This is a genomic window from Roseovarius litoreus, assembly GCF_900142765.1.
Taxonomy (GTDB): domain Bacteria; phylum Pseudomonadota; class Alphaproteobacteria; order Rhodobacterales; family Rhodobacteraceae; genus Roseovarius; species Roseovarius litoreus.
Map to the genome: position 1 here is coordinate 229,670 of NZ_FRCB01000004.1, position 25,071 is coordinate 254,740.

Consider the following 25,071-nt stretch of genomic DNA (forward strand, 5'->3'; position numbering starts at 1 on the left):
CTTAGGATTTCTGGAACATGGCGAGCATGCGCCGTGTCACGAGGAAGCCGCCGAAAATATTGATCGAGGCCATGAAGACCGCCACCGCACCAAGCACGGTGATCAGCGCCGAACTGGAGCCGATCTGCATCAGCGCGCCCAGAATGATGATCGACGAGATCGCGTTGGTGATCGCCATCAGCGGCGTGTGCAGCGAATGGCTGACGCCCCAGATCACCTGGAAACCGACAAAGACGGACAGGACGAACACGATGAAATGCTGCATGAAGCTGGCCGGGGCGACAAGGCCCACCGCCAGAAGCAGCACCGCGCCCACGGTCAGCAGCACCACCTGATTGCGGGTCTGCTGCTTGAACGCGGCCAGTTCCTTGGCCCGCTTTTCCTCGGGCGTCAGTTCCTTGGGCGCTTCCTTCTTGGGCTGCGCCGCGATCGCCTGCACCTTGGGCGGCGGTGGCGGGAAGGTCACCTCTCCGGCATGCGCCACGGTGGCGCCGCGGATCACGTCATCCTCCATGTTGTGCACGACCTGACCGTCCTTTTCGGGCGTCAGATCGGTCATCATGTGGCGGATATTGGTGGCGTAAAGGCTCGAGGATTGCGTCGCCATCCGGCTGGGGAAATCGGTATAGCCGATGATCGTCACGCCATTGTCGGTGACGATCTTCTCATCCATCACCGTCAGCTTGCAGTTGCCGCCCTTTTCCGCCGCCAGATCGACGATGACCGAGCCGCGCTTCATCGCCTTGACCATGTCCTCGGTCCAGAGCTCAGGCGCTTCGCGGTTGGGGATGAGAGCGGTGGTGATGACGATATCCACCTCGGGCGCCAGCTCGCGGAACTTGGCCAGCTGCGCCTCGCGGAATTCCGGCGAAGACGGAGCGGCATAGCCGCCCGTTGCGGCACCATCCTGCGCTTCTTCCTCGAAATCGAGATAGACGAACTCGGCGCCCATCGACTGCACCTGCTCGGCCACTTCGGGGCGCACGTCGAACGCATAGGTGATCGCGCCAAGCGAGGTCGATGTCCCGATCGCCGCAAGACCCGCGACGCCCGCGCCCACCACCAGCACCTTGGCCGGCGGCACCTTGCCCGCAGCCGTCACCTGCCCGGTGAAGAACCGGCCGAAATTGTTGCCCGCTTCGATCACCGCGCGGTAGCCCGCGATATTGGCCATCGAGCTCAGGGCGTCCATCTTCTGCGCGCGGCTGATGCGCGGCACCATGTCCATGGCGATGACCGATGTGCCCTTGTCGGCCAGAAGCTTCATCTGCGCTTCGTTCTGGGCCGGCCAGAAGAACGAGATCAGCAGTTGCTCGGCGCGCAGGCGCTTGGCCTCGGCTTCCGTGGGCGGGCGCACCTTGGCGATGATGTCGCACGCCTTGTAGAGCGCCGCGGCGGTTTTCACCACCTCGACACCGGCCTCCTTATAGGCGGCATCGGAAAAGCCCGCGGCCTGACCCGCGCCCGATTCAATCGCGCAGTCATAGCCCAGTTTCTGAAGCTGGAGCGCCGAATCAGGCGTCATGGCGACCCGTGCCTCACCCTCCATCACTTCTTTTGGTGTACCGATCTTCAAGGTCGTTTCCCCCGTTTATCGTTCGATTTTATTGGTCTGCGCGCACAAGTCGCGCCAGCCGTTCATCCGGCTTTAAATAGTGTTGAGCCGGGTTATTCCAGATTTTTCTACCGCTTTCGTTGCAGGCTTCGTCGCATCCTGTCAAATCCAGCGGCGTGTCTTTTCGCAATAGCGCGCGAAATCCATGCGAAACTTGCGGCGCATCCTGTCCTCTTCGGGCTCGATGAAGCGTTTCTCGATCACCCAGACGAAGATCGGCACCAGCGGCAACGCCAGAACCGCGTCCCACCACAGGATCAGCCCCGCCAGCACCAGCGCATCCCCCAGATAGATCGGATTGCGCGTTCGGCTGAAAATTCCGGTCTGGATCAGCCGCTCTGGCGTCTCATGCGGAATGACCGTGGTGCGGTGGCGGCGGAACTCGGACAGCGCCAGCGCCATCAGCACCACCCCGCCCCCCACCAGCAGGCCGCCGGCAAACTCGGACCATGCCCCGCCGAAACTCAGACCGGCGGGATAATACGTCGCCTGCCCCCAGGCCAGCACCAGACAGCCCAACAGCCAGACCGGGGGCATATCGAGCCATTTCGCCATCAGATGTGCGCCGCCCAAGGCGGCAGGGCGATGATCCGGCTCATTCCCATTCCATTTCCTCGAACACGCGGCCCGCATTCTTGGTGGCCAGCTCCTCGAACGTGTCCAGATGCGCCCATTGGGACTGATCCACGTAATAGGCCTCGGACAGATCGCCGCCATTCTCGATATGCTCGCCGATCTTCGCGCGCAGATCCTTGAGGTAATCCGAAGTATAGCGCGTCACCTGCGCCATGTTCGTCGGATGCCCGTGACCGGGGATCACATAGGTCGCGCCCAGACCGGCGAACGGCCCGTCGAACGTGTCGATCCAGCCATCGGTATCGGTGCCCGGAAAGATCGGCGGCATCCGTTCGTGAAAGGCGATGTCCCCGGCGATCACGATGCCCCATTGCGGGATCCACACCTGCGTGTCGCCCGGCCCATGCGCAGGGCCAAGATGCAGCACATGGATGGTCACATCGCCCATCTCGACGATCTTCTCGTCCTCGAAACTCAGGTTCGGGACGGCGATGGTGGTGCCTTCGGCCTTGTCGCGGTTATAGCCCTGCATGCCTTGCAGGATGAAATCGCCTTCGGACTCGATCTCGTGGATCGCATCCACATGGGCGAGGATATCCACACCCTGTTCCGCCCAATAGGAATTGCCAAGAAACGCGTGGCCCTGCCCGTTCTCGTTGATCACCAGCTTCACGGGCTGGTCGGTCACGGTCTTGATCTCGTCATGCAGCGCCTTGGCCAGACGATAGGACGCGCCGCCATTCACGACGACGACGCCATCGCCGGTGACGACGAAACTCAGATTGTTGTTATGGCCCGCATTCTCATAGGTGGGCGGCGCCGTGGCGCCGATCGCGGTGAACACATGCGGGATGAACTCGACCGGCTTGGAATAAAGCTCGGACTGCGGATACTGGTCCGCGATGTCCTCCGAGGCCAGCGCGGGCAAGGCAAGCCCGGCGGCCAGCAGGGCTGCGAAAATCGGTTTCATGACATCCTCCCTTGGATAATGGCACGATGTTACGCATTCACCTTCGTGAATGTCTAGGGGGTGTGATGCGGACCCGACGCCCTTGCCTGCCGGCCACGCCTCTGTAGGGTAGCGGTGTCACGATAACGGGAGGATGACAATGCTCGACGGCAGGCACGCACTCGTCACGGGGGGCGGCACGGGAATCGGTCTGGCCATAGCCACGGCGCTTGCCCGGGCTGGCGCGCAGGTCACCATCACCGGCCGCCGCGCCGAGGTGCTTCAGGACGCAGCCGCAGGCCTTGCCGCACCGGTCACGGGCGGCCTGCACCCGCTGGTCATGGACGTGACCGACGAGGCTCAGGTCAGCGACGCCATCGCCCGCGCCACAGCCGCGCGCGGCCCGTTACATATCTGCATCCCCAACGCCGGCATCGCCGAGGGCCGCGCGATCCACAAGACCGACACCGACGCCTGGCGCCGCATCATGGCAACCAATCTCGACGGCTCCTTCTGGACGATCCGCGAAAGCCTGGCCTCGATGCGCGACGCCGATTGGGGCCGGGTGGTGGCGATCTCATCCATTGCCGGGCTGAAGGGGCTGAAAGGCGCCGCCGCCTACAGCGCCTCGAAACACGGGCTGATCGGCCTGATCCGGGGGCTGAGCGAGGATTACATGGGCAGCCCCCTCACCTTCAACGCGATCTGCCCCGGCTATGTCGACACCGAGATCGTCAGCCGCAACGCCGACGCCATCAGCGCCCGCGCCGGCATCAGCGCCGATGCGGCGCGCGACATGATGATCGCCCAGAACCGCCATCATCGCCTGATCGCCCCCGACGAGGTAGCGCAGGCGGTGCTGTGGCTCTGCGGTCCGGGATCGTGCAGCGTGAACGGCCAATGCATCGAAATCGCCGGAGGGCAGGTCTAGGGCGTGCGCTGCGTTAACGCCGCCGTCCGGGCGCGCGCGCACCGAAAGGATACCGACGCGATACCGATGTGATACCGACACGATACCGAAGCCCTTTTCCCCATGCCTTTCAACGCATTAACCCAGATTCGCCGGAAAACCGCCCATGACCGATTTCAGCGCCACCAAATCCATGTTCGATCTGCCCGAAGGGCTGGTCTATCTCGACGGCAATTCGCTTGGCCCCCTGCCCCGCGCCGCGTCGGACCGGATGGCCCGGGTCATGCAGGAGGAATGGGGCAAGCTGCTGATCTCCGGCTGGAACAAGGCCGGATGGATGGCCCAGCCGATGCGCACGGGCGACCGCATCGCGCGGCTGATCGGCGCCGAGCCGGGCCATGTGGTGATCGGCGACACCCTGTCGATCAAGGTCTATCAGGCGCTCGCCGCCGCACTGGACATGCGCCCCGACCGGCGGGTGATCCTGTCCGACAGCGGCAATTTCCCCTCGGATCTCTATATGGCCGAGGGGCTTGTCGCGGCGCTGGACCGAGGGCTGGAGCTGCGTGTCGTCGCCCCCGAGGCGGTGGAAAGCGCCCTCACCGACGAGGTGGCGGTGATGATGCTTACGCAGGTGGATTACCGTACCGGCCGGATGCACGACATGGCCCGGCTGACGGAAAAAGCCCACGAAACCGGGGCTTTGGCCCTGTGGGATCTGGCCCATAGCGCGGGGGCGGTGCCGGTGGACCTGTCGGGCGCACAGGTGGATTTCGCGGTGGGCTGCACCTACAAGTTTCTCAATGGCGGCCCCGGTGCTCCGGCCTTCATCTATGTGGCGCCGCGCCATGCCGACACCGCTCGACCAGCCCTGTCGGGCTGGCTCGGTCACGCAGCCCCGTTCGCCTTCGAGCCCGCCTACCGCCCCGGCACCGGCATCGAACGGATGCGCGTCGGCACCCCGCCGGTGCTGGCGCTGGCGGCGCTCGAGGCGGCGCTGGATATCTGGGACCGCGTCGACATGGCCGATCTGCGGGCGCGCGCCATCACCCTTGCCGAGCGGTTCATCGCCGCGATCGAGCCCGCCTGCCCGATGCTGACCCTCGCCTCGCCCCGCGATCCCGCGCAGCGCGGCAGCCAGGTTTCGTTCCATTTCGAGCATGGCTTTGAGGCGATGCAGGCCTGCATCGCCCACGGCGTCGTGGGGGATTTCCGCGCCCCCGACATCATGCGCTTCGGCATCACCCCCCTCTATCTGGACGAGGCCGATATCGACCGCGCCGCCCAGGTGATCCGGCAGGTCATGCAGGACCGCCTGTGGGACGATCCGGCCTATCGCATAAGGGACAAGGTGACCTGACCCACCCCGCCTCGGGCGGTCCCGTTCCATGCTGAAAAGAACCGGAGCGGCCCCTGTCGCGGCGGTCGTTTCACCCGCGATCCTGTCACCGACAAAAGTGACGGTCAGGCGTCAGCTTCCGCGATTTGTCATGGTTTCGCCACAGGCGCCCCCAACTAATGCACCATTTGCAAACAATTTTATCAATCAGTGCGAACACCGGCGCGCGGTTTTGTCCTTGGGGCCTGATCGTCCGGTAACGCGATCCCGACCGTGTGTTTCGGTCGGATAGTTTGGTAAAGTATGTGTGGGGTATCGGTATCATGGTTTGGGAAAATATGCATCGGGTGGCGTCCGCGGTCGATAAATGCCGCAGCCCCCACGAGATTGCGCAGAGCGCCGCGGCGGGCCTGTCCGAATGGCACAGCACGACACCGAGCAGCGTGTCTTTGACCATATGCTTCACCCCCGGCACGATGATCCTCACCGAAACCGGCGAGCGCCCGATCGAAACGCTCAGGCCCTCGGACCGCGTGATCACACGCGACAGCGGAGTGCAGGAGATCCGCTGGATCGGCAAGCGCCGGGTTGCGGGCCATGGCGACATGGCGCCTGTGTCGATCGGGGCAAACGTGTTCGAGGGTGCGCAGGACGCGCTGCTGGTCTCGCCGCATCACCGGATACTCTATACCGGCTATGTGGCCGAACTTCTCTTCGGCGAGCTCGAGGTGCTGGTGGCCGCGCAAGACCTCATCGACGGCACCGATGTGCAGCGCCAGATCTGTGATGAGGTGACCTATATCCATCTGATGTTTGACCGACACGAGGTGATCTATGCCAACGGCATGGCCACGGAAAGCTTTCTTGCAAGCGACCTCGCGCTGTCCGGCCTTGCAGACGCCTCGCGCGAGAGCCTGCTTGCGACCCTGCCCGATCTGCGCAGCGCAAGTACCGCACATCCCGAGCCCGCACGCCCCTGCCTTGCCGCGCATGAGGCGCAGCTGTTGTCGCGCACGATAGCCGCAGCGCGACGGCCCATGTGATCGGTGACGTGATCGGGTGACGCGCCTCAGCAGGCCTTGTCGACCTTGGCGGCCCAATCGCTCACCATGGCCTTGAGCGCGGTCCAGTCGGTATATTCAGTATCGGCGTTGGGATCGACCGTCTGACCCTTTTGCGAAGCCACCCACCGCATCGCCCAGGATTTCAGGAAATCATACTGTGTGAACCGAAAGGCCCCGGCGATCTGCTCGACACGCCTTGGGTGCCAGCCGGTATCCTCGAAAAAACGCTGCGCGATAGTCTCGAGATCGGCCAATTCATCAGGATCGCCCCCGACAATCGCCAACGAGACCGACAGGAACACCGTGGGCAGATGCCCGAGGGCCTCGGCATGCTCGGCGGCGAAATGGGCCATCTCTTTCTGGTAATGCTGCATATGAAGCGATGCCGCCAGGATCGCCGCATCGAACCGCGCGATGTCGATCTCATCCGCACCGCTTGCCTGCAACAGCTCCACCGAATGTCCCGCGGCGATCAACGTATCCGAGCAAACCTGACAGATGCGGCGGGTCTGGCCTTCGGTGGTGGCATAGACGATGAGGATTTTCATGATGTCCCCCTGTTGCGGCTGACTGACATGTCGCAGGCTACCACCGCGCAGGCGGCCCCGCCTTGTCATGCGTCAAGCAAAGCAGGCAGGATCGTGTTCAGGCCGACCTGAGAGAGGGCGTCTGCGCGCCCGCCGCCCATGCGCGCGCGGCCTCGCCGAAGGCCTCGAACAGGGGCCGGCTTACAGGGTCGTTGGCGGCGTTGTATTCGGGGTGCCATTGCACGGCGAGCGCAAAGCCCTTGGCCCCCTCGACATACAGCGCCTCGGGAGTGCCGTCGGGTGCGAACCCGTCTATCACGACCCCCCGGCCCGGCCTGACGATGCCCTGACCGTGCAGCGTGTTGGTCATCACCTCTTCGGCGCCCATCAGCCGGTGGAACACACCGCCCTTGCCGAAGCGGACCGCATGGCGCAGCGCAAATTTTTCTTCGATCGTGCCGTTGGGCGGCATCCGGTGATTGTCGCGGCCGGGCAATTCACGGATTTCCGGGTGCAGCGTGCCGCCAAGCGCCACGTTCATCTCCTGAAAGCCACGGCAGATGCCCATCACCGGCTGACCGCGCTCGAGGCAGGCCCGCACCAGCGGCAGGGTGATCGCATCACGTGCCCGATCGAACGCGCCATGCGCCTCGGTGGCAGGCTCGCCATATTCCTCGGGATGCACATTGGGGCGCCCGCCCGTCAGCAGGAAGCCGTCGCACACCTCGAGCAGCTCATCGACGCTGACAAATCTGGGATCGCTCGGCACCAGAAGAGGCATGCAGCCCGAGACACCCGACACCGCCTCGGAATTCATCATCCCACCGGCATGAACCGGGTAGCTGTCGTCGATCTTGTATCGGTTCCCGATGATGCCGATGACGGGGCGCATGGTCATGGACGTCCTGTTCTTGCTTCTGACCAGAATGTAACGTGAGGATGACCATAGGAAAACGGCGATAACTGCACAACCATCCGCGCATCCCTGCAGAACCTCTTTTCTCAACGCTTTCATAACGACTTGCCACTATCAAGGGCAGGTGAGAAATGGCGCGGGCGCCGGTCCGTGCCCGCTTCCCCCGGCGGTCAAGAATCAGCGTTCGCGCGGGGGATCTGCGCCATTTCTCACACGACCCCCGCGCCGTATGTCACCTTTTGACGGGCGATGCGGGATCGGGCGATGCGGTGCCGCGCGACCGCCGGCAGCGTTCGGAACAATGGCGCACATTCTCCCAATCGCGCTCCCATTTCTTGCGCCATGTGAAAGGCCGCCCGCAGGTGGCGCAGGGCTTCGACGGAAGATCGGATTTGCGCTTTTGCCGGAGCATCAGAAATCGAAGCTCATCTGGCGGTCAGGGGCGGGCATCGGGTCGCGGCGGCCCTTGCGGCTGCCATGCCGTGCCACCAGATCACGCGCGGTTTCGCGAAAACCCTCGCGTCGGCGCACGGCCCAGACCTGTTCCCGCGCGGTTTTGGCGGCGCGGGCCACATCGACCAGCGGCTCAGGGTAGCGCCGCCCCAACAGGCGCCCGGCCCCGCCCCAGGCCCATGGTGTCTGCAGATAGGCGTCGGGCACATCGGCCAGTTCGGGCAACCAGCGGCGCGTGAAGGCCCCGTTGGGGTCTTGGTCGTGGCCCTGCTTGACGGGGTTGTAGATGCGGATCGTGTTCATCCCCGTGGTGCCGGATTGCATCTGCACCTGGCTCCAGTGGATGCCCGGCTCGTAATCGGTGAAAAGCCGCGCCAGCACCGGCCCTGTCGCCCGCCAGTCGAGCCAAAGGTGATAGGACGCCACCGCCATCACCATGGAGCGCATGCGGAAATTCAGCCAGCCGGTCGCCGCCAGCGATCTCATGCAGGCATCCACGAAGGGCAACCCGGTCTCGCCCTTGGCCCAGGCCTGCAGGCGCGCGGCATCCGGGGTTTGCGGGCGCAAGCCCTCATAGGCGGGATGCAGGCAACGATATTCAAGCGCCGGTTCATCCTCGAGCTTCTGGATGAAGTGATCCCGCCATGCCAGCCGCGACTGGAATGACTGCATCGACCCGGACCAGCCATCGCGCCCGCCCTTGACCGCGGCCGCCCGCGCCGCACCGGCCTGCACAGCCTCGCGCACCGACAGAGTGCCGAACGCAAGATGCGGACTGATCCGCGAACAGGCCTGTGCCCCTTCGAGCGGCGAGGACATGGCGCGACGATAGGTTTGCCCGCGGTCATGCAGGAAGCTCTGCAAGGTCGCCTGTCCGGCCCGGCGCCCGCCCGGCTGCCGCAGCGGGCAGCTGTCCTTCAGCCCGAGGGCCATCGCATCCGGCAAGTCATCGCTCGGTGCGTCGACCCCCTCAAGCCCGACCGGCACATCAAGTTGCGGCGCGCGCATGAACCCGTCGCGCCCGGATTGCCAGCGGTCGCGCGTCGCCAGCCGCCGCACGACACCGCATTGCCGTACCTCATGCCAGAACACGCCCTGTGCCCGCGCCCAACCGGCCACGCGCCGATCCCGCGCAAAGGTCCAGCCGTTCCCGGTTTCCTCATGGCTCACCAGATTCGCCGCGCCACAGCTCCGGCGCAGATCGTCGAGCACCTCCACGGCATCGCCCACCCGCAAGACAAGGCTGAGCCCCACACGCGCCAGATCCTCGCGCAGATCGGCCAGACACTCGGTCAGGAAAGCATATTGCCGCCCCGAGGCATCGTCCTGCCGCCACAGCTCAGGCTCCAGAATATAGACAGGCAGCACAGGACCAAGCCCCGCCGCCATGTGCAGCGCGGGATGATCGGCAATGCGCAGATCGCGCTTGAACCAGCAGATCACAGGGCCTGTCATGACCTGTGATCTAGCGGATCATCGCAAGGCGAAAAGGGTCATTCGACAGGAACTTCCTCACCTGTGCGCCCATCGATATAGGCGTCGGGCTGACCCGGCTCCTGCCCCTGATAGGCAAGCCAGGTGATCATCGCCAGCAACAGGACCCCCGCAAAGATCATCGCGCCGCGAATACCCCATAGCGCCGGTTTGTGATTCTGTTCCTGTTTGTCGATATCCGTCTTGGGGGCTGACATAGCGTACCTCCTTGAACGGTTGCAGTGAATTGCATGGCCCCTCGATGAGCGGCCACATGATTGACGTGGGGCGCGGGCCGGGATGCGACAAGCCCCGCGTCCAGATCACCCCCTCGAAAGGACCGGCGCCTCACCGACCATGACAGCCGCGTGAGGCCGGCCAATCCCTCCACGGCTGCGCAGCGGCGGGCCGGCGGGCAAAAGCCGCATCGCCGGTCACGATGACGTGAGCGGTCGCGATACCCCGCTGCCCAAGGCCCAAGCCGGGTCATGTGCCCCGGCACCGTCTCGAGGATATTCCAAGCGCATGGCACGCTTTCATGGAACCCGCACGGCCCGCAGGACTTGCCGCATCGGGAATACGCTTTAACCTGCTCGTGCAACCTGCAATTCTGCACCGGATGCAGCATGACGGAGCCGAAAATGAAAGACGCCGCACCGCAACCGATCTACCTTGCCGATTACACCCCGCCCAACTGGCTGATCGACGATGTGCATCTGACCTTTCGGCTCGCACCCAATGCCACGCGGGTGGTGTCGCGCATAGCGTTCCGGCCCAATCCCGACACGGCGTCGCGCGATTTCTTCCTGCATGGCGAGGCGCTGACCCTGATCGACGCCCGCATCGACCAAAAACCTGTCACGCCAGACCTGGTCGAGGGCGGACTGCGCTGCAGCGTACCCGATGCGCCGTTCATCTGGGAATGCGAAGTCGAGATCGACCCCGCCAACAACACCGCCCTCGAAGGTCTTTACATGTCATCAGGCATGTATTGCACCCAATGCGAGGCCGAAGGCTTCCGCAAGATCACCTATTACCCCGATCGGCCCGACGTGATGGCCACCTTCACCGTCCGGATCGAAGGCGACATGCCGGTGATGCTGTCCAACGGCAACCCGGTGTCGCAAGGCCCGGGTTTTGCCGAATGGCACGATCCGTGGCCGAAACCGGCCTATCTGTTCGCCCTTGTTGCGGGCGATCTGGTCAATCACCCCGGTCAATTCACCACAAGATCAGGCCGCGAGGTGGAGTTGAACATCTGGGTGCGCCCCGGCGACGAGGGCAAATGCGCCTTCGCGATGGAAGCCCTGAAAAAGTCGATGACGTGGGACGAGGATGTCTATGGGTGCGAGTATGATCTGGATATCTTCAACATCGTCGCGGTCGACGATTTCAACATGGGGGCTATGGAAAACAAGGGGCTGAACATCTTCAACTCTTCCTGCGTTCTGGCCAGCCCCGAGACCAGCACCGACGCCAATTTCGAGCGGATCGAGGCGATCATCGCGCACGAGTATTTCCACAACTGGACCGGCAACCGCATCACTTGTCGCGACTGGTTCCAGCTGTGCCTCAAGGAGGGGCTGACCGTCTACCGCGACGCCGAATTCACCTCGGACATGCGCAGCGCCCCGGTCAAGCGCATCTCGGACGTGATCGCCCTGCGCGCCCGCCAGTTCCGCGAGGATAACGGCCCGCTCGCGCATCCCGTCCGCCCCGAAAGCTTTGTCGAGATCAACAACTTCTATACCGCGACGATCTATGAAAAGGGCGCCGAGGTGATCGGCATGCTCAAGCGGCTGGTGGGCGATGACGCCTATGCAGAAGCGGTTCGGCTGTATTTCAACCGCCATGACGGGCAGGCCTGCACGATCGAGGATTGGCTCTCGGCCTTTCAGGATGTCACGGGCCGCGACCTCACGCAGTTCAAACGCTGGTACTCTCAGGCCGGCACCCCCCGCCTCAAGGTCACCGAAGACTTCAAGGACGGCACCTACACACTGCATTTCGAACAGCATACGCCCGCCACACCCGGCCAGCCCCAAAAGGCGCCACAGGTCATCCCGATCGCCGTGGGCCTTCTGGGACCAAATGGCCACGAGGTGATGGAAACGACCGTGCTGGAAATGACCGAGGCGCGGCAAAGCTTTTCTTTCGAAGGGTTGACCGCGCGCCCCGTCCCGTCGATCCTCCGCGACTTTTCCGCGCCTGTGATCCTTGAACGCGCGACGGACAACGCCGAACGCGCATTCCTGCTGGCCCATGACACCGATCCGTTCAACAAATGGGAGGCCGGCCGCGCGCTCGCCCGCGACGGGCTGATCGCCCAGATCCGCGAGGGCGCCGCCCCCGATGCCGCCTATCTCGATGCGATCCATGCGATGGCCCGCGACGACAGCCTCGATCCCGCGTTCCGCGCATTGGCGCTCGGCCTGCCCAGTCAGGACGATCTGGCGCAGACCCTTGCCGATCTGGGCACAACGCCCGATCCGCAAACGATATGGGAGGCGCTGGAAACCTTGCGTCAGGCCCGCGCGCAGCATTGTCAGGATCTGGCAACCCGGCTTCACGCGCAGTTTCAGGTGACCGATCCCTACCGCCCGGATGCCGAACAATCCGGTGCGCGGGCGCTGGCCAATGCGGCCCTTGGCATGATCAGCCGTCTGGATGGCGGCGCGCAGGCGCAGCGCCAGTATGACGCCGCCGACAACATGACCCAGCAACTCGCCGCGCTGTCATGCCTGCTGCAATCGGGCACCGGCGCCGAAGCCGTCCAGCGCTTCTATGACCAGTGGCGCCATGACCGGCTGGTGATCGACAAATGGTTCACGCTGCAGATCGTCCATGCCGACCCGCAGGACGCAGCCGCCACCGCCGCACGGCTGACCGCGCATCCCGATTTCGACATGAAGAATCCCAACCGGTTCCGCGCCACGCTCGGAGCGCTCGCGGCCAATCCGGCGGGGTTTCATCATGCCTCGGGGGCCGGCTACGAACTTCTGGCCGAATGGCTGATCCGGCTCGATCCCGTCAACCCGCAGACAACGGCGCGCATGTGTTCGGCCTTCGAGACATGGAAACGCTATGACGCGGCCCGCCAGGACATGATCGCCGGGCAGCTCGACAGGATACTGGACACCCCCGGTCTGAGCCGCGACACGACCGAGATGGTCAGCCGCATCCGCGGCGCCTGAGCTTCGGATCACTCCTGCGTGGCGAGGGTGGCCACGGTTGTGCTGCGCGCGCGCGGGCGCACGCTGCTCAGCGGCTTGCAATAGCTCTGCGCGCGGGTCCAGCGCATCATGTCGTCGCGCTTGTCGCTGTTGTGCAACGGCCCCCAATCGGCGGCCACCCCGCGCTTTCCACGCGACACGACCCCGTCGCGCGTCACGGTCTTCGCCATGATCCGGATCGCACAGCTCAGGTTTTCCGGCCCATGCCTGAGTGCAGCCCCATCCCTGGCCCGGCACCCATAGCCGCGCGCGGTCGCCGGCAGGATTTGCAGCAGACCATGCCATCTGCCCCCGCCGCCCACCGCCTGCGGCCGATAGGTGCTTTCATGCTTGGCCAGCGCCGAAAGAAATCCCACCCAGAAGGCGCGGCGCTTCTCGGGCGCAGCCGTCGCATAGGCCGGGCACCATTCCGCGATGTCGCCGGGCACCATGGTTGTCAGCGGTTTTCCGTGATCCTTGAGCGCCGACAGCGCCGCGCGCGTCCAAAGCACCGATCCCGGTACATGCTCCCACCTTGTGCGCGGAATATTGCCGTCGCGCGCAGGGATGCTCAGCACCGCCTCAGGGCGCTCCGACTCGGCCATTGCAGGGACGCCAAACACCTGCATTGCAACGAAAAATATGACTAACCCCCTAAGCATCGCAGAAGTCTGGCCGGATCCCGGAAATTAATCAATCACCTTCGCGCCTGTAATTCTCCCCGGCTTCTCCGCAAGCTTGCCCACTTTTGGCCGGATTACACGCGCAGGGTCCCGTCAGGGGCGAAACCAAAAGCAACCGGAGCGTTCATGCCGTTCATGTCCAGATTACCCAAGGATCAAACCTCGACCGACGCAACAGAGTCCAACGCGGCGGATGGTTTTCTGGAAGGGGCGCTGTCGCGGCTGCGCCGCAAACCCGATCCCGACCTCGAAGACCTCATGAAGCGGATCATCCTGCCGTCCCTGCCGGTCAGCGACGAGGAAATGGCTCGCGCAACGCATCAGGACCTCGGACTGAAACTGGCGCGTCAGGACCTCTGGGAGGATCTGGCCGACCGGATCGACTATGCCGACGAAAGCCGCCTTGCCACACCGGGCGGCGAAGCCGCGTCGCTTCTGCTGGCATTCGGGGCGCGAAGCGATCTGGTCGCCGCCGCCGAGGACGCGATCCATGACGGGATGAATCCCGACATGTCCGGCATGGAGGCGATGGAGGACATTCTTCTGGATCATCACGGCCGCCATGCCCTTGCGCTCGTCGTGGCGCTGTCGCATTTCGATATCGGCTGGGCCTTGCAGACCGCCACCACATCCGGAGAGCTCGCCGCTGGTCCCGACACCTCGGACCGGATCGACGCCCATTTCCAGCGCGCCGTGGATCTTCTGGCGCCTTATGATCCGCAAGAGCTCGACTCGCCGTCACTGGCGGCGGCCAAATGCGCGCTTCTGGCCACGCAGCGCCATCCCGACCGGCGGGTGGCGGATGATTACGAAAAACTCATCACGCTTGATCCCGATTGCCCGCGCCATATGCGCGCGCTCGGATTTCATCTGCTGCCGCGCTATTACGGCACCTATGACCAGCTCGAGCTCGAGGCCCGCCGCACCGCCGCACGCACCGGCGAGGTCTGGGGATCGGGCGGCTATACTTGGGTCTATCTCGATGCGCTGGCCACCGATGACGCGGCACTGATCCGGCTGGATGCGGATTACTTCATCGAAGGGCTGGAACATATCCTCGGCATCAAGCGCGATCAGCATGTGACCAACCAGCTTGCCGCCTTCTGTGCGATCACCATGGCCCCCGACCGCGCCCGCCCTGCGGCCTTGCCTGCAGGCAGCGAGGCCACAAGATCGAGGCTGCATGACTGTCTGGACTGGATCCTGAGCAAGCACCTGACAGAACTTCATCCGCTGGTCTGGTCCCAGACCCTGATGTCACCGGGCCTGACCCCTGCCCTGCCGTCGCGCCGGGCGCTGGTCACACGGGGGCGGCATGCCGCCTTGCGCGCAATCGCGCTGCGCTTTGCCAAGGATATCGCCGCCGGTCACACGATCGCCTTCTCGTCATCGGGCATGTACCGGCTCCCGGCACTCTGACCGGCGCCGCCAGCCGCCATCCGCCCCTTGCCCGTCGACCGGGCTTGGCCTAGAACGCTCGCGTTGCGACCGATGGAGGCATGGTGATGCTGGATCTGACTTACGACCCCCCGAAGCCCAAGGTGATCGCCGGGGCGAAGCATGACTGGGAACTGGTCATCGGTATGGAGGTCCATGCTCAGGTGGCCTCGAAGGCCAAGCTGTTTTCTGGCGCCTCCACCGAATTCGGCGCCGAGCCGAATTCGAACGTGTCCTTCGTTGACGCGGCGATGCCGGGGATGCTGCCGGTCATCAATGAATTCTGCATCGAACAGGCGGTGCGCACCGGGCTTGGCCTGAAAGCCAAGATCAACCTGTGGTCCGCCTTCGACCGCAAGAACTATTTCTATCCCGACCTGCCGCAGGGCTATCAGATCAGCCAGCTTTATCATCCGCTGGTGGGCGAGGGTGAAATCCTCGTGGACATGGAGCCGGGGATCGCGCGCCTTGTGCGCATCGAACGCATCCATGTCGAGCAGGACGCGGGCAAGTCGATCCACGATATGGACCCGGCCATGTCCTTCGTCGATCTCAACCGCACCGGCGTGGCGCTGATGGAAATCGTCAGCCGCCCCGATATCCGCGGCCCCGAAGAGGCCGCCGCCTATGTCACCAAGCTGCGCCAGATCCTGCGCTATCTGGGCACCTGTGACGGCAACATGCAGAACGGCAACCTGCGCGCCGATGTGAACGTGTCGATCTGTCGGCCCGGCGCCTATGAAAAATACATGGAAACGCAGGATTTCTCGCATCTCGGCACCCGTTGCGAGATCAAGAACATGAACTCCATGCGCTTCATCCAGCAAGCCATCGAATATGAAGCCCGCCGCCAGATCCAGATCGTCGAATCCGGCGGCTCGGTGGTGCAGGAAACCCGGCTCTATGACCCCGACAAGGGCGAGACGCGCTCCATGCGCTCCAAGGAAGAAGCGCATGATTACCGCTACTTCCCCGATCCCGACCTGCTGCCGCTCGAAATCGAACAGGCTTGGGTCGATGGCATCGCAGCCTCCCTGCCTGAACTGCCCGACGAGAAAAAAGCCCGTTTCGTCACCCAATACGGCGTCACGGAATATGACGCCAACGTGCTGACGGCGGATGTCGATCTGGCGCAGTATTTCGAGGATTCGGTCGCCGGCGGCGATGGCAAGCGCACCGCCAACTGGGTCATCAACGAGGTTCTGGGCCGCGCCAACAAGGCCGAGATCAGCCCCCGTCAGATCGTCGCCCCCGAGGTGAACGCCGCCATCCTCGCCATGGTCGCCCGCGACGAGATCTCGACCAAGATCGCCAAGGACGTGCTCGAACTCCATATCGAGACCGGCCGCGCCCCCGAGGAAATCGTCGAGACCGAAGGCATGAAGCAGGTGACCGATACCGGCGCGATCGAAGCCGCCGTGGATCAGATCATCGCCGACAATCCCGCACAGGTAGAAAAGGCCAAGGCCAATCCCAAACTGGCGGGCTGGTTCGTGGGGCAGGTCATGAAAGCCACGGGCGGCAAGGCCAACCCCAAGGCGGTGAACGACATCATCCAGCAAAAGCTGGGCCTCGATCAGGGCTGAGGGGCAGCGCCCCTCGCCCCGGTCCGGCTTGGGTGGGGCTTACCCTGCCGGGGTCATCGGACAGGCGGATAGAATGACCACATCAGTGCCCTTCATGTCCTCCCCGCTCAAGATCGAGCCGGGCTGGATCGACTTCAACAATCACCTGAACATGGGCTATTACACCGTCCTGTTCGACCGTGCCGCCGACGAGGTCTTCGCCGAATTTGGCTTCGGCCCGGACTATGTGGCGCAGGCCAATCACACGACATTCGCCGCCGAATTCCACATCCGCTACCTGCGCGAGGTGAAACTCGGCGACACGCTGCAGGCCTCGTTCTGGCTGCTCGACCATGACGAAAAGCGGTTCCACACCTTCCAGGAACTCTACCATCAGGACGGCTGGCTGGCCGCCACCGGCGAGGGCATGACGCTGCATGTCGATCTGGACGGCCCCCGTGTCGCCCCCATGCCCGACGACATCCTGAGCCGTGTGCGCGCCATGGCCGCGCAACACGCACAACACCCTCGTCCCGACGGGGTCGGCTCTCAGATCGGCATCCGCCGCAAGCCCTGATCCCCGCCCGACAGGCTATCCGGGATCAAAAGGCAGGCCGACAGCACCTTTCTCGTGTCGTCAAATACCACCGGCTTCTCACCAAGCCACCGGGTATGCAGCCGGTGCGACGGCGCACGGCCCTGCGCCATCTCCTGCAGGCAGGCGGCGGTTTCCTCGGCGATGCGTGTCAGGCGCAGGCGCATATTGGCGTGATAGGTGTCTCGGTGCCGCGCCTCCATGCGCAGGTGAAACAGGGAACTGCGCGCGCGCGGCGCGATCTGCATCGCCGCGATCTGCGCCTCGGCATGGCGCGCGAACATGGCCTCGGCGCGTAAAATCCGACCGGGCGCGCGCGTCACCACACCAAGTGCCGCCTCACTGGCCGCCCGCCGCAAATCGGTCGTCGCAAACCGCGAGGCGATCAACCGCGCCCTGAGGAACGCCCAAACCGCCACGCGTGTCTTGCCAGCCGCCCACGCAGCACAGCCACGCTCCATCAACGCCTCCCACATCAGGTCTCGCCGCCGCCATCCCGCCTGCAGCGCAACCCGCGCCATCGGTGAGCCAGGGTCAAATCCCCAGATACGCGGCGCGAACATGCTCATTGTCGTGAAGCTCATCGGCTGGCCCCTCCAGTGCCATGTTTCCCGTCTCCAGCACATAGGCATGGCTGGCCAGTTCCAGCGCCAGCTCGGCATTCTGTTCGACCAGAACCACCGGCACGCCCTGCGCATTGATCTCTTCGATGATGCGGGCGATCTCTTCGACGATCACCGGCGCAAGCCCCATCGACGGCTCGTCCATCAGCAACAGCCGCGGCGCCGACATCAGCGCGCGCCCGATCGCCAGCATCTGCTGCTCGCCCCCCGACATGGTCTTGGCCAGCTGTCGCCGCCTTTCTCGCAGCCTCGGGAACCGCTCATAGACCTGCTCGAGATCCGCCGCGATCCCCGGCTTGTCGCGCCTCAGAAACGCCCCCGTGCGCAGGTTTTCCTCGACCGTCATATCCGGAAAGATGCGCCGCCCCTCGGGCACATGGGCGATGCCGCGCGCCACGATCTTGTCGGATGTCAGCCCATCGATGCGCTGCCCGTCAAAATGAATCTCGCCCCCCGCCAGCGGCACCATGCCCGACATCGCCCGCAGCGTCGTCGTCTTTCCCGCGCCATTGCCGCCGATGATCGTCACGATCGCCCCATCCGGCACGCCAAGCGATATGCCCCGCACCGCCGACACCTTGCCGTAACTGACCGACACATCGCGCATCTCAAGCAACATGACGCGCGCCTCCCAGATAGGCCTCGATCACCGCCGGATGATTGCGGATCTCGGCGGGTCCGCCCTCGGCCAGAAACTTGCCGAAGCTCATGCAGGTGATCGTGTCGCACAGGCCCATGATCGCCTGCATGTCATGCTCGACGATCAGGATGGTGATCCCGTCCTCGCGCAGCTTGCGCATCAAGCCCATCATGCCTCGCGTTTCTTCGGGGTTCATGCCGGTGAACGGCTCGTCCAGCAGCATCACGTCGGGATGGCTCGCATAGGCCACCGCAAGCCCAAGCGCACGCTGATGCCCATGGCTCAATTCCCCGGCCAATTCACCCGCCAGATGATGCAGCCCGAAGAACTCCAGCGCCTCGCGTGCCCGCGCCTCGGCGCCGCGCCGGTCCTCGCGATCCCAGCCTGCGATGGCGGCGAAGATATTGGGCCGAAATGCCATATGCGTGCCGACCAGTGCGTTTTCCAGAACCGTCATCTCGGCAAAGAGCGTCGAATGCTGAAAGGTCCGCACCACGCCGCGCCGGGCCACCTCGTGCATCCGCAAGCCCGAGATCACCTCGCCGCGCAGCCGCACCTCGCCCGATGTCGGCTTGTAGAACCCAGAGATCATGTTGAACGTGGTGGTCTTGCCCGCGCCATTCGGGCCGATCAGACCATGGATTTCACCATGCCTGACCTTCAGGCTCAGACCGTCCACGGCGGTCAGCCCGCCAAAGCGCATGGTCAGGGTATCGACTTCTAGAAATTGGGTCATTCCGCAGCCCTTTGTTCTTCAACGCCCTTGCCGCGGCCCCGCGTTGTCAGATGTTGCACGATGCTTTCCAATCCCTTGGGCAGGAACAGGATCGACAGGATCATGATCAGGCCATAGATCAGCGGGCGCATCTGCTCGAAGCCCAGCTCGCGCAGCACGATCTCGTTGAGCACGGTCAGCACGACACAGCCAAGGATCGGACCATAGAACGTGCCGGTCCCGCCCACGATCGCCCAGGTCAGCACATAGACCATCAGATCGACATCGAAGCTGTTGGGATTGATCGTGCCGACATAATGCGCCATCAGACCGCCGCCGATCCCCGCGAACCCGCTGGCGATGGCAAAGGCCAGCGTCCGATAGGCCCGCAGATTGACCCCCGATGCCTCGGCCAGCTTGTCCTGCCAATGCACCGCGTGAAAGGTCAGGCCGACAGGGCTGCGCTCAATCCGCCACAGCACCCACAGACAGACCGCCACCACCAAAGCCGACAGGTAGTAGTAACTGACCGGCTCGAAGAAATCGAAATCATAGATGCCGATGGAAAAATCGGGCATCGGCTCGATCCCCTTGATCCCCTTCGGCCCGCCAAACGGATCGCGAAAGCGCTTCCATAACAGGCGGATGATCTCACCGGCGGCGAAAGACCCGATCAGGAAATAGAACCCCTTCATCCTGAACAACGGAAAGGACAACAGCACCGCCAGCAGCGCCGCCGTGGCCCCGCCCAGCAGGATTGAGACCGGCACCCACACCCCCAGCTCCTTGCTGTACAGCGCCGAGGCATAGGCCCCCACCCCCATGATGACCACATGCGCCAGCGACCATTCCCCGGTCAGCGTCAGCAGCCGGTATGAGGACACCAGCAGGATGTTGATGGTCAGGAAAACAAGGATTTCCTGCTGCGAAAAACTCAGCCCATGCGGCAGCGCCAGCAGCGCACAGGCCGCCAGCAGGATGATGACGAGCCTACGCACGATCCGCACTCCCGAAAAGACCCGTCGGCTTGACGATCAGCACCAGCAGCATCAGGCTCAGCCCGACGATATCGGCGATCACCCCGTCATAGAACGTGGTCATGAACGTGTGGATGATCGCATAGGCCACCGACGCCACGACCGCCCCTTCCAGACTGCCCACACCGCCGACGATGATCACGATGAAGGCCGTGATGATGACTGAATGGCCCATATGCGGATTGACCGACACCAGCGGCGCGGTCAGCGCCCCCGCGATTCCTGCAAGGCCCGCACCGATGAACATGGCGATCCGCGCTGTCTGCTTGATCGAAATGCCCTGCAACGCCGCCGCTTCGGGGTCCTGCGCCGCCGCGCGCAGCGCCCAGCCAAACCGCGTCTTCTTCAGGAAAATCCACAGCGCGCTCAACAGCACGACCGCCGCTATGATGACGTAAAGCCGCGCCACCGGCAGGCGCACCCTCTCGGAGAACTCGATCACCGCCTGCGTGACCGGGGCGATATGCTCCATCCGCACGCCGAACCCCATCGCGGCCACCGCCTGCAGGATCATCAGAAACCCGATCGACGCGACAAGCCCCCCCAACGGATTGTCCCGCAAGGGCCGGAAAAGCGCCCGCTCCATCGCAAGGCCCAGACACCCCACGAAGATCAGCCCCATCGCCACCGCCAGAAAGAACGGCACCTGAAAATCGGTATACATCAGCACCACCGTATAGGCGCCCGCCATATACAGCTCGCCATGGGCGAAATTGATCACCCCCATGACGCCGAAGATGAGCACAAGGCCCACCGCAATCAGCGAGATATAGCTCGCCGCATACACGGCATTCAGGCCGGTCTGCGCAAGGAGTTCCAGCATCTGTTCGGTCTCTTCCTGTCAGGGACAGGCGCCGCGAACACCCTCATTCGCGGCGCCTTTTTCCGGCCTCGCGCCTTAGCGCTGATCCCACATCTGGTCATAGGCCTTCATGTGCTTGACCAGCAGATCGCCATGCTTGTCGTACCAGGCCGGGATGCTGCGGAACTCCTTGATGGTGGCCTTGCCGTTCTCGATCGCCACCACCGGCCAATCGCCCACCAGCGCGTTGTCGATCCCGAAAAGCTCGGTCCCCCACCAGCGCGCATCGCCAAAGGCGTGCTTGCCGGTGCCGCCCTCCTTCATGGCGGCGATCACCGCATCCGGCTCGGCCGATCCGGCCTTCTCGGCGGCGGCCTTCCACAGATCCATCACCGAGGCATATTCCCAACTCACAGCACCCCATTGACCGGGATAGCGCTTGTTGAACTCGGCGAAAAACCCGTTCGGATCCTCGAAATTCACCTGATCCGAATTCAGCGCCGGATCGTCGAAATCCGGGAACTGGAACAGGAACCCCTCCATGAATTCCTTGGATGTCTTGGCGATGATCTGGTCATAGAAATCCGCCGTGCACGAGATGATCTGCCCCTGATAGCCTTGCTGGAACAACTGCTCGCAGATCGGATGCACATAATCCGAATAGCACGTGTCCAGACAGACGATATCCGGGTTCGACGACATCAGCCGCGTGACGACCGGCGCGAAATCTGTCGTGGCCGGGTCGAACAGAAGCGGCTCATCCTGCATCTCGATCCCCGCCGCCTCGAACGCCGCGAGATACGTGGCGACCGACGGCAGGCCAAGCGCGTCGTCCTGCGCGCACATCACCGCCGTCTTCAGCTCGGGCCGGTTCTCGGCCAGCCACTCGACCCCCGTCACATTGTAGATCGGATGCACCTCGGCCGGCGCGATCAGCGTGGTGGTGTCGGGGCTGAGGTCACTGGGCAGCAAGGTGGAAAACAGCATTCCGGTCTTGTCGGCCACCGGCTGCACGCCGGGCCATGTGTCGCCGCCCAGCATCATGATGAAGCTGACGCCATCCTCGCGGATCAGCTTGGTCGCGCCGGTGCGGGCCTTGGCGGGGTCATATTCGTTGTCATAGGCCACGAACTCCACCTGATAGGCGCCGTCCGACAGCTGGATGCCGCCCGCCGCGTTCACCCTCTCGGCCCAGATCTGGCACCCGTCGAGCCCCGGCTTGCCCCAGGCCGCCACCGCCCCCGTCAAAGGCGCAAGAAAGCCGATCCTGATGACGTTGTTCTGGGCATGGGCCAGCCGTGGCAGGCTCGAGGCCGCCGCGGCCGCTGCCGAGGATTGCAGGAAGGTCCGGCGCGTCAGCCCCGGCTTCATGATCTTGGAAAGCATTTTCGTTTTCTCCCATGTTGGCATGCCCGCTGGTTTCGGGCGATTTTCTTGGAGGCCAACGTCATGGAACGAGCGGGCGCGACAGCGGCAGGGCGACCGAGGCACAGCCATACCAATGCGCGCAGGTTGCTTCGGCCTCGACTCCGAACGCTAACAGAGATACCCCAACCTGCCAACAAAATTGGTTCAATTATTGGATCAATTGCGGACTTTTATTGCGCATGAATTCCGACAAAAATAAACGGATAATTATAATTTGTTGTTTTTGTTATATATATTCTGTATCTAAAATAATCACTTCTTCAACCACAAGGGTACCAATTTCCATGTCCGGCCCAATATCCCGCCTGCGCGGGGCATCATCCGCCGCCCATGGGCGCGGCAAGCATGGCGCACCACATCCCGGCAGCAGACCGCTTTCCCACCCGCCCTTTGCGCGCTAGATTGCCCCATCTACGCCAGCTTCAGGATCCCCGATGACCCGACATCTCGACGACACCGCAACCATCGTCACACCCCAGCCGATCGGCGCGACGGTGCAGATCGTCGTCGATACCCTGTTCGCGCGCATCAAGTCCGAAGAATACCCGAGCGATACACGCCTGCCCTCCGAACGCACCCTGGCCTCGGAACTGGGCGTCGCGCGCAACACCGTCCGCGAGGCGCTGGACGTGCTGGAAAACCAGAACGTGATCCGCCGCCGCCCCGGCTCGGGCAGCTTCGTGACCTACCGCTCCAAGACACCGTCGCGTGCCTTCGACGAGTCCGTGGCCGATGATACAAGCCCGCTGGATCATCTGGTGGTGCGGGGCATTCTCGAACCTGAAATGGTCCGGCTTGCGGTGGTCAACATGACCCCCCGCCAGATCACCGAATTGTCGCAAACCCTGTCGGCGCTCGAAGCCATCAATACCGACATGGACGCCTTCATCGAACTCGAGGAAAAGCTCTACAGCCAGATCGCCGAAGGCACCGGAAACCCTCTGCTGGCGTCCTGCTACCGGCTGACCATCGAAACCTACCGCCAGAGCTTTCGCACCAAACTGCGCCGCCGCAACCTGACGCCGCGCCGCATTCAGGACTATCAGAAACGCTACAACACCCTGTTCAACGCCATCGCCTCGCGCGATGTCGCCTCTGCGGTGGAATTCATCAAGCTGCATCTGGTCGAGGAACAGAAACTGCTGTTGCAGGAATTCTGATCGCGCCTCACGCCTCGATATTGCGGGCCTGCAATTCGGTGCCCTCGCCGGCCCCGCGCTCCAGCCGCTGATCCCACATCTGACCCAGAGCGATCATCTCGCGTTTCAGCAGATCGGCATTGTCGCGCAGCCAGCCCGGCACCGACCCGAAACTGACGATCCGCGCCTTGCCGTCCTGCACCGTCACCACCGGCCATTCGCCCACCAGCGCATTGTCCACGCCGAATACATCGCGCCCCCACCATTGCGCAGGGCCAAACGCGTGGGTGACATGACCAAGCTGCTTCATCGCCGCCAGAACCGACAGCGGATTGACCGTGCCGGCCTTTTCCACCGCCGCGTGCCAGATATCCAGAATGGCGGCATATTCCCAACTGACCGCGCTCCAGCTTCCGGGGTAACGCGCGTTGTATTCCTCGTAAAAGACATTCGGCTGGTTGAAGAAAAACGCCTTTTCCCGCAGCGCCGGATCGTCGAAATCCGGAAAGTGAAAGACGGTACCTTCCATGAAATCACGCCCCGTGCGCGCCACCAGCCGATCGTAGTGATCCAGCGTGCACGAGATGATCTGCCCCCTGAAGCCTTGCGCATGGGCGTATTCCGTCATCGCATGCACCATCGGCGTATAGCTGGTGCACCAGCACAGGATATCGGGGTTTTCCTCCAGCATCGGCTGCACCAATGCCGCGGCGTCGGTCATCGCGGGATCATACTGGATTTCCTTGGCAACGCGGATGCCCGCCGCCTTGAACGCCGCGCGATAGGTGGCCAGCGACGGCAGGCCAAGCGCATCGCGCTGACTGCACATCGCCACGGTTTTCAGCTCGGGCCGCGCCTTGGCCAGCCACTCCACCCCGGTGACCAGATAGATCGGGTGCACCTCGGACGGCGCAATGAGATAGGGCGTGTCCGGACTCAGATCACTGGGCAGCAGCGTCGAGGTCAGGATGCGCCGATCCATCAGGAAATCCGCCACCGGGGTAAAGCTGTCACCGCCCAGCATCATCAGCAGCTTGACGTCATGATCCTGCACCAGCCGCACAGCCCCCGCCATCGCCGTCTTGGGCTCATAGCCGCAATCATGCGCATGGATGCGAATCGGATAGCGGCGCCCGTCGATCAGCAGACCGCCCGCGGCATTCAGCCAGTTTTCCCAGATCCGGCAGCCATGCAGCCCGGGCAGCCCCCAGGATTCGACCGGCCCGCTCAGCGGCGCGAGAAAGCCGATATTGACGGTGCTTGCCATCCCCGCCTGCAGGCGCGGCAGCGCGCCGCTTATCGCCAGCCGATGCGCAAAACTCGACGACTCCATGATATTCCGTGCTCCCTTGCGCCAAGACGTTCTGCGACGA

General features: G+C 63.7%; 24 protein-coding genes. 8 read left to right on the forward strand and 16 right to left on the reverse strand.

Annotation, left to right across the window (positions count from 1 at the left end):
* Position 1: 1 nt before the first annotated feature.
* From F3H35_RS09745 to F3H35_RS09755, 3 genes are all read right to left on the reverse strand, one after another.
* Positions 2 to 1,576 carry a Re/Si-specific NAD(P)(+) transhydrogenase subunit alpha gene (locus F3H35_RS09745; protein ID WP_149779415.1) on the reverse strand — a complete coding sequence of 525 codons (1,575 nt, stop codon included), beginning with the start codon at positions 1,574 to 1,576 and terminating at the stop codon, positions 2 to 4.
* Between the two features lie 141 nt (positions 1,577 to 1,717).
* Positions 1,718 to 2,170: a methyltransferase family protein gene (locus F3H35_RS09750; RefSeq protein ID WP_223228374.1), complete on the reverse strand. Its 453-nt coding sequence runs from the start codon at positions 2,168 to 2,170 to the stop codon at positions 1,718 to 1,720.
* Between the two features lie 40 nt (positions 2,171 to 2,210).
* Positions 2,211 to 3,161, reverse strand: coding sequence for an MBL fold metallo-hydrolase (locus F3H35_RS09755; RefSeq protein WP_149779416.1), 951 nt, complete (start codon positions 3,159 to 3,161; stop codon positions 2,211 to 2,213).
* Between the two features lie 139 nt (positions 3,162 to 3,300).
* Between F3H35_RS09755 and F3H35_RS09760 the strand changes: the two genes are divergently transcribed.
* From F3H35_RS09760 to F3H35_RS09770, 3 genes are all read left to right on the forward strand, one after another.
* A complete protein-coding gene (locus tag F3H35_RS09760; protein ID WP_394852311.1) occupies positions 3,301 to 4,071 on the forward strand; it encodes an SDR family NAD(P)-dependent oxidoreductase in 771 nt (256 codons plus the stop codon).
* 145 nt (positions 4,072 to 4,216) lie between these two features.
* Positions 4,217 to 5,410, forward strand: coding sequence for a kynureninase (kynU, locus tag F3H35_RS09765; protein WP_149779418.1), 1,194 nt, complete (start codon positions 4,217 to 4,219; stop codon positions 5,408 to 5,410).
* Between the two features lie 302 nt (positions 5,411 to 5,712).
* Positions 5,713 to 6,432: a Hint domain-containing protein gene (locus tag F3H35_RS09770; protein ID WP_149779419.1), complete on the forward strand. Its 720-nt coding sequence runs from the start codon at positions 5,713 to 5,715 to the stop codon at positions 6,430 to 6,432.
* Between the two features lie 26 nt (positions 6,433 to 6,458).
* Here F3H35_RS09770 and F3H35_RS09775 read toward each other — a convergent pair whose 3' ends face one another.
* The 5 genes from F3H35_RS09775 to F3H35_RS09795 form a co-directional block, all read right to left on the reverse strand.
* Positions 6,459 to 7,001 carry a flavodoxin domain-containing protein gene (locus F3H35_RS09775; RefSeq protein WP_149779420.1) on the reverse strand — a complete coding sequence of 181 codons (543 nt, stop codon included), beginning with the start codon at positions 6,999 to 7,001 and terminating at the stop codon, positions 6,459 to 6,461.
* Between the two features lie 97 nt (positions 7,002 to 7,098).
* On the reverse strand, positions 7,099 to 7,878 hold the full coding sequence (locus tag F3H35_RS09780) for a gamma-glutamyl-gamma-aminobutyrate hydrolase family protein (protein ID WP_149779421.1): 780 nt from the start codon (positions 7,876 to 7,878) through the stop codon (positions 7,099 to 7,101).
* A gap of 250 nt (positions 7,879 to 8,128) precedes the next feature.
* Positions 8,129 to 8,308, reverse strand: a complete 180-nt coding sequence (locus F3H35_RS09785) for a DUF2256 domain-containing protein (protein ID WP_149779422.1) — start codon at positions 8,306 to 8,308, stop codon at positions 8,129 to 8,131.
* Entirely contained in the window at positions 8,308 to 9,804 is a 1,497-nt protein-coding gene (locus F3H35_RS09790; protein WP_188129936.1) for an FAD-binding domain-containing protein, read from the reverse strand. The genes F3H35_RS09785 and F3H35_RS09790 overlap by 1 nt, the downstream gene beginning before the upstream one ends.
* A 38-nt stretch (positions 9,805 to 9,842) precedes the next feature.
* Positions 9,843 to 10,040, reverse strand: coding sequence for a hypothetical protein (locus tag F3H35_RS09795; RefSeq protein ID WP_149779423.1), 198 nt, complete (start codon positions 10,038 to 10,040; stop codon positions 9,843 to 9,845).
* Between the two features lie 423 nt (positions 10,041 to 10,463).
* Between F3H35_RS09795 and pepN the strand changes: the two genes are divergently transcribed.
* Positions 10,464 to 13,016, forward strand: coding sequence for an aminopeptidase N (pepN, locus tag F3H35_RS09800; protein ID WP_149779424.1), 2,553 nt, complete (start codon positions 10,464 to 10,466; stop codon positions 13,014 to 13,016).
* Positions 13,017 to 13,024: 8 nt separating this feature from the next.
* Here the strand turns inward: pepN and F3H35_RS09805 are convergent, their stop codons facing one another.
* On the reverse strand, positions 13,025 to 13,639 hold the full coding sequence (locus F3H35_RS09805) for a transglycosylase SLT domain-containing protein (RefSeq protein ID WP_149779425.1): 615 nt from the start codon (positions 13,637 to 13,639) through the stop codon (positions 13,025 to 13,027).
* A gap of 213 nt (positions 13,640 to 13,852) precedes the next feature.
* On the opposite strand from F3H35_RS09805, the gene F3H35_RS09810 reads away from it, so the two are divergent.
* The 3 genes from F3H35_RS09810 (at position 13,853) to F3H35_RS09820 (ending at position 17,296) form a co-directional block, all read left to right on the forward strand.
* The gene (locus tag F3H35_RS09810; protein WP_223228375.1) at positions 13,853 to 15,136 is read left to right on the forward strand and encodes a hypothetical protein; all 1,284 of its coding nucleotides are present in this window, start codon (positions 13,853 to 13,855) and stop codon (positions 15,134 to 15,136) included.
* Positions 15,137 to 15,222: 86 nt separating this feature from the next.
* A complete protein-coding gene (gatB, locus tag F3H35_RS09815; protein WP_149779427.1) occupies positions 15,223 to 16,740 on the forward strand; it encodes an Asp-tRNA(Asn)/Glu-tRNA(Gln) amidotransferase subunit GatB in 1,518 nt (505 codons plus the stop codon).
* Between the two features lie 73 nt (positions 16,741 to 16,813).
* Positions 16,814 to 17,296 carry a thioesterase family protein gene (locus tag F3H35_RS09820; protein ID WP_149779428.1) on the forward strand — a complete coding sequence of 161 codons (483 nt, stop codon included), beginning with the start codon at positions 16,814 to 16,816 and terminating at the stop codon, positions 17,294 to 17,296.
* On the opposite strand, the gene F3H35_RS09825 is transcribed toward F3H35_RS09820, so the two are convergent.
* The 6 genes from F3H35_RS09825 to F3H35_RS09850 all read right to left on the reverse strand — a co-directional run bounded on the left by F3H35_RS09825 (position 17,269) and on the right by F3H35_RS09850 (position 22,517).
* Positions 17,269 to 17,898 (reverse strand): tetratricopeptide repeat-containing protein, encoded by a 630-nt coding sequence (locus tag F3H35_RS09825; RefSeq protein WP_149779429.1) that lies wholly within the window; start codon positions 17,896 to 17,898, stop codon positions 17,269 to 17,271. The two genes, F3H35_RS09820 and F3H35_RS09825, sit on opposite strands and share 28 nt — an antisense overlap.
* Complete coding sequence (locus tag F3H35_RS09830; protein WP_149779430.1) at positions 17,849 to 18,556, reverse strand: ABC transporter ATP-binding protein; 708 nt, start codon at positions 18,554 to 18,556, stop codon at positions 17,849 to 17,851. Before F3H35_RS09830 ends, F3H35_RS09825 begins: the two co-directional genes overlap by 50 nt.
* Complete coding sequence (locus tag F3H35_RS09835; RefSeq protein ID WP_007817829.1) at positions 18,546 to 19,313, reverse strand: ABC transporter ATP-binding protein; 768 nt, start codon at positions 19,311 to 19,313, stop codon at positions 18,546 to 18,548. Before F3H35_RS09835 ends, F3H35_RS09830 begins: the two co-directional genes overlap by 11 nt.
* On the reverse strand, positions 19,310 to 20,290 hold the full coding sequence (locus F3H35_RS09840) for a branched-chain amino acid ABC transporter permease (RefSeq protein WP_223228376.1): 981 nt from the start codon (positions 20,288 to 20,290) through the stop codon (positions 19,310 to 19,312). The genes F3H35_RS09835 and F3H35_RS09840 overlap by 4 nt, the downstream gene beginning before the upstream one ends.
* On the reverse strand, positions 20,283 to 21,152 hold the full coding sequence (locus tag F3H35_RS09845; protein WP_149779432.1) for a branched-chain amino acid ABC transporter permease: 870 nt from the start codon (positions 21,150 to 21,152) through the stop codon (positions 20,283 to 20,285). The genes F3H35_RS09840 and F3H35_RS09845 overlap by 8 nt, the downstream gene beginning before the upstream one ends.
* Before the next feature lie 75 nt (positions 21,153 to 21,227).
* Positions 21,228 to 22,517, reverse strand: coding sequence for an ABC transporter substrate-binding protein (locus F3H35_RS09850; RefSeq protein WP_149779433.1), 1,290 nt, complete (start codon positions 22,515 to 22,517; stop codon positions 21,228 to 21,230).
* A 476-nt stretch (positions 22,518 to 22,993) separates the two neighbouring features.
* Here F3H35_RS09850 and F3H35_RS09855 point away from each other — a divergent pair, with 476 nt between their 5' ends.
* The gene (locus F3H35_RS09855; RefSeq protein WP_149779434.1) at positions 22,994 to 23,719 is read left to right on the forward strand and encodes a FadR/GntR family transcriptional regulator; all 726 of its coding nucleotides are present in this window, start codon (positions 22,994 to 22,996) and stop codon (positions 23,717 to 23,719) included.
* A gap of 7 nt (positions 23,720 to 23,726) precedes the next feature.
* Here F3H35_RS09855 and F3H35_RS09860 read toward each other — a convergent pair whose 3' ends face one another.
* Positions 23,727 to 25,031, reverse strand: a complete 1,305-nt coding sequence (locus F3H35_RS09860; protein WP_149779435.1) for an ABC transporter substrate-binding protein — start codon at positions 25,029 to 25,031, stop codon at positions 23,727 to 23,729.
* Positions 25,032 to 25,071 lie beyond the last annotated feature (40 nt).

Excerpts from the sequence above, each read along its gene's own strand:
- F3H35_RS09810 (WP_223228375.1), top strand. The coding sequence starts at position 13,853 with ATGTCCAGATTACCCAAGGATCAAACCTCGACCGACGCAACAGAGTCC.
- F3H35_RS09835 (WP_007817829.1), bottom strand. The coding sequence starts at position 19,313 with ATGACCCAATTTCTAGAAGTCGATACCCTGACCATGCGCTTTGGCGGG.
- F3H35_RS09855 (WP_149779434.1), top strand. The coding sequence starts at position 22,994 with ATGACCCGACATCTCGACGACACCGCAACCATCGTCACACCCCAGCCG.
- F3H35_RS09825 (WP_149779429.1), bottom strand. The coding sequence starts at position 17,898 with ATGAGCTTCACGACAATGAGCATGTTCGCGCCGCGTATCTGGGGATTT.
- F3H35_RS09845 (WP_149779432.1), bottom strand. The coding sequence starts at position 21,152 with ATGCTGGAACTCCTTGCGCAGACCGGCCTGAATGCCGTGTATGCGGCG.
- F3H35_RS09820 (WP_149779428.1), top strand. The coding sequence starts at position 16,814 with ATGACCACATCAGTGCCCTTCATGTCCTCCCCGCTCAAGATCGAGCCG.
- F3H35_RS09775 (WP_149779420.1), bottom strand. The coding sequence starts at position 7,001 with ATGAAAATCCTCATCGTCTATGCCACCACCGAAGGCCAGACCCGCCGC.
- F3H35_RS09830 (WP_149779430.1), bottom strand. The coding sequence starts at position 18,556 with ATGTTGCTTGAGATGCGCGATGTGTCGGTCAGTTACGGCAAGGTGTCG.
- F3H35_RS09790 (WP_188129936.1), bottom strand. The coding sequence starts at position 9,804 with ATGACAGGCCCTGTGATCTGCTGGTTCAAGCGCGATCTGCGCATTGCC.
- F3H35_RS09770 (WP_149779419.1), top strand. The coding sequence starts at position 5,713 with ATGGTTTGGGAAAATATGCATCGGGTGGCGTCCGCGGTCGATAAATGC.
- F3H35_RS09780 (WP_149779421.1), bottom strand. The coding sequence starts at position 7,878 with ATGACCATGCGCCCCGTCATCGGCATCATCGGGAACCGATACAAGATC.
- F3H35_RS09750 (WP_223228374.1), bottom strand. The coding sequence starts at position 2,170 with ATGGCGAAATGGCTCGATATGCCCCCGGTCTGGCTGTTGGGCTGTCTG.
- kynU (WP_149779418.1), top strand. The coding sequence starts at position 4,217 with ATGACCGATTTCAGCGCCACCAAATCCATGTTCGATCTGCCCGAAGGG.
- F3H35_RS09850 (WP_149779433.1), bottom strand. The coding sequence starts at position 22,517 with ATGCTTTCCAAGATCATGAAGCCGGGGCTGACGCGCCGGACCTTCCTG.
- gatB (WP_149779427.1), top strand. The coding sequence starts at position 15,223 with ATGCTGGATCTGACTTACGACCCCCCGAAGCCCAAGGTGATCGCCGGG.
- F3H35_RS09785 (WP_149779422.1), bottom strand. The coding sequence starts at position 8,308 with ATGCTCCGGCAAAAGCGCAAATCCGATCTTCCGTCGAAGCCCTGCGCC.
- F3H35_RS09860 (WP_149779435.1), bottom strand. The coding sequence starts at position 25,031 with ATGGAGTCGTCGAGTTTTGCGCATCGGCTGGCGATAAGCGGCGCGCTG.
- F3H35_RS09760 (WP_394852311.1), top strand. The coding sequence starts at position 3,301 with ATGCTCGACGGCAGGCACGCACTCGTCACGGGGGGCGGCACGGGAATC.
- F3H35_RS09805 (WP_149779425.1), bottom strand. The coding sequence starts at position 13,639 with ATGGCCGAGTCGGAGCGCCCTGAGGCGGTGCTGAGCATCCCTGCGCGC.
- F3H35_RS09755 (WP_149779416.1), bottom strand. The coding sequence starts at position 3,161 with ATGAAACCGATTTTCGCAGCCCTGCTGGCCGCCGGGCTTGCCTTGCCC.
- F3H35_RS09795 (WP_149779423.1), bottom strand. The coding sequence starts at position 10,040 with ATGTCAGCCCCCAAGACGGATATCGACAAACAGGAACAGAATCACAAA.
- pepN (WP_149779424.1), top strand. The coding sequence starts at position 10,464 with ATGAAAGACGCCGCACCGCAACCGATCTACCTTGCCGATTACACCCCG.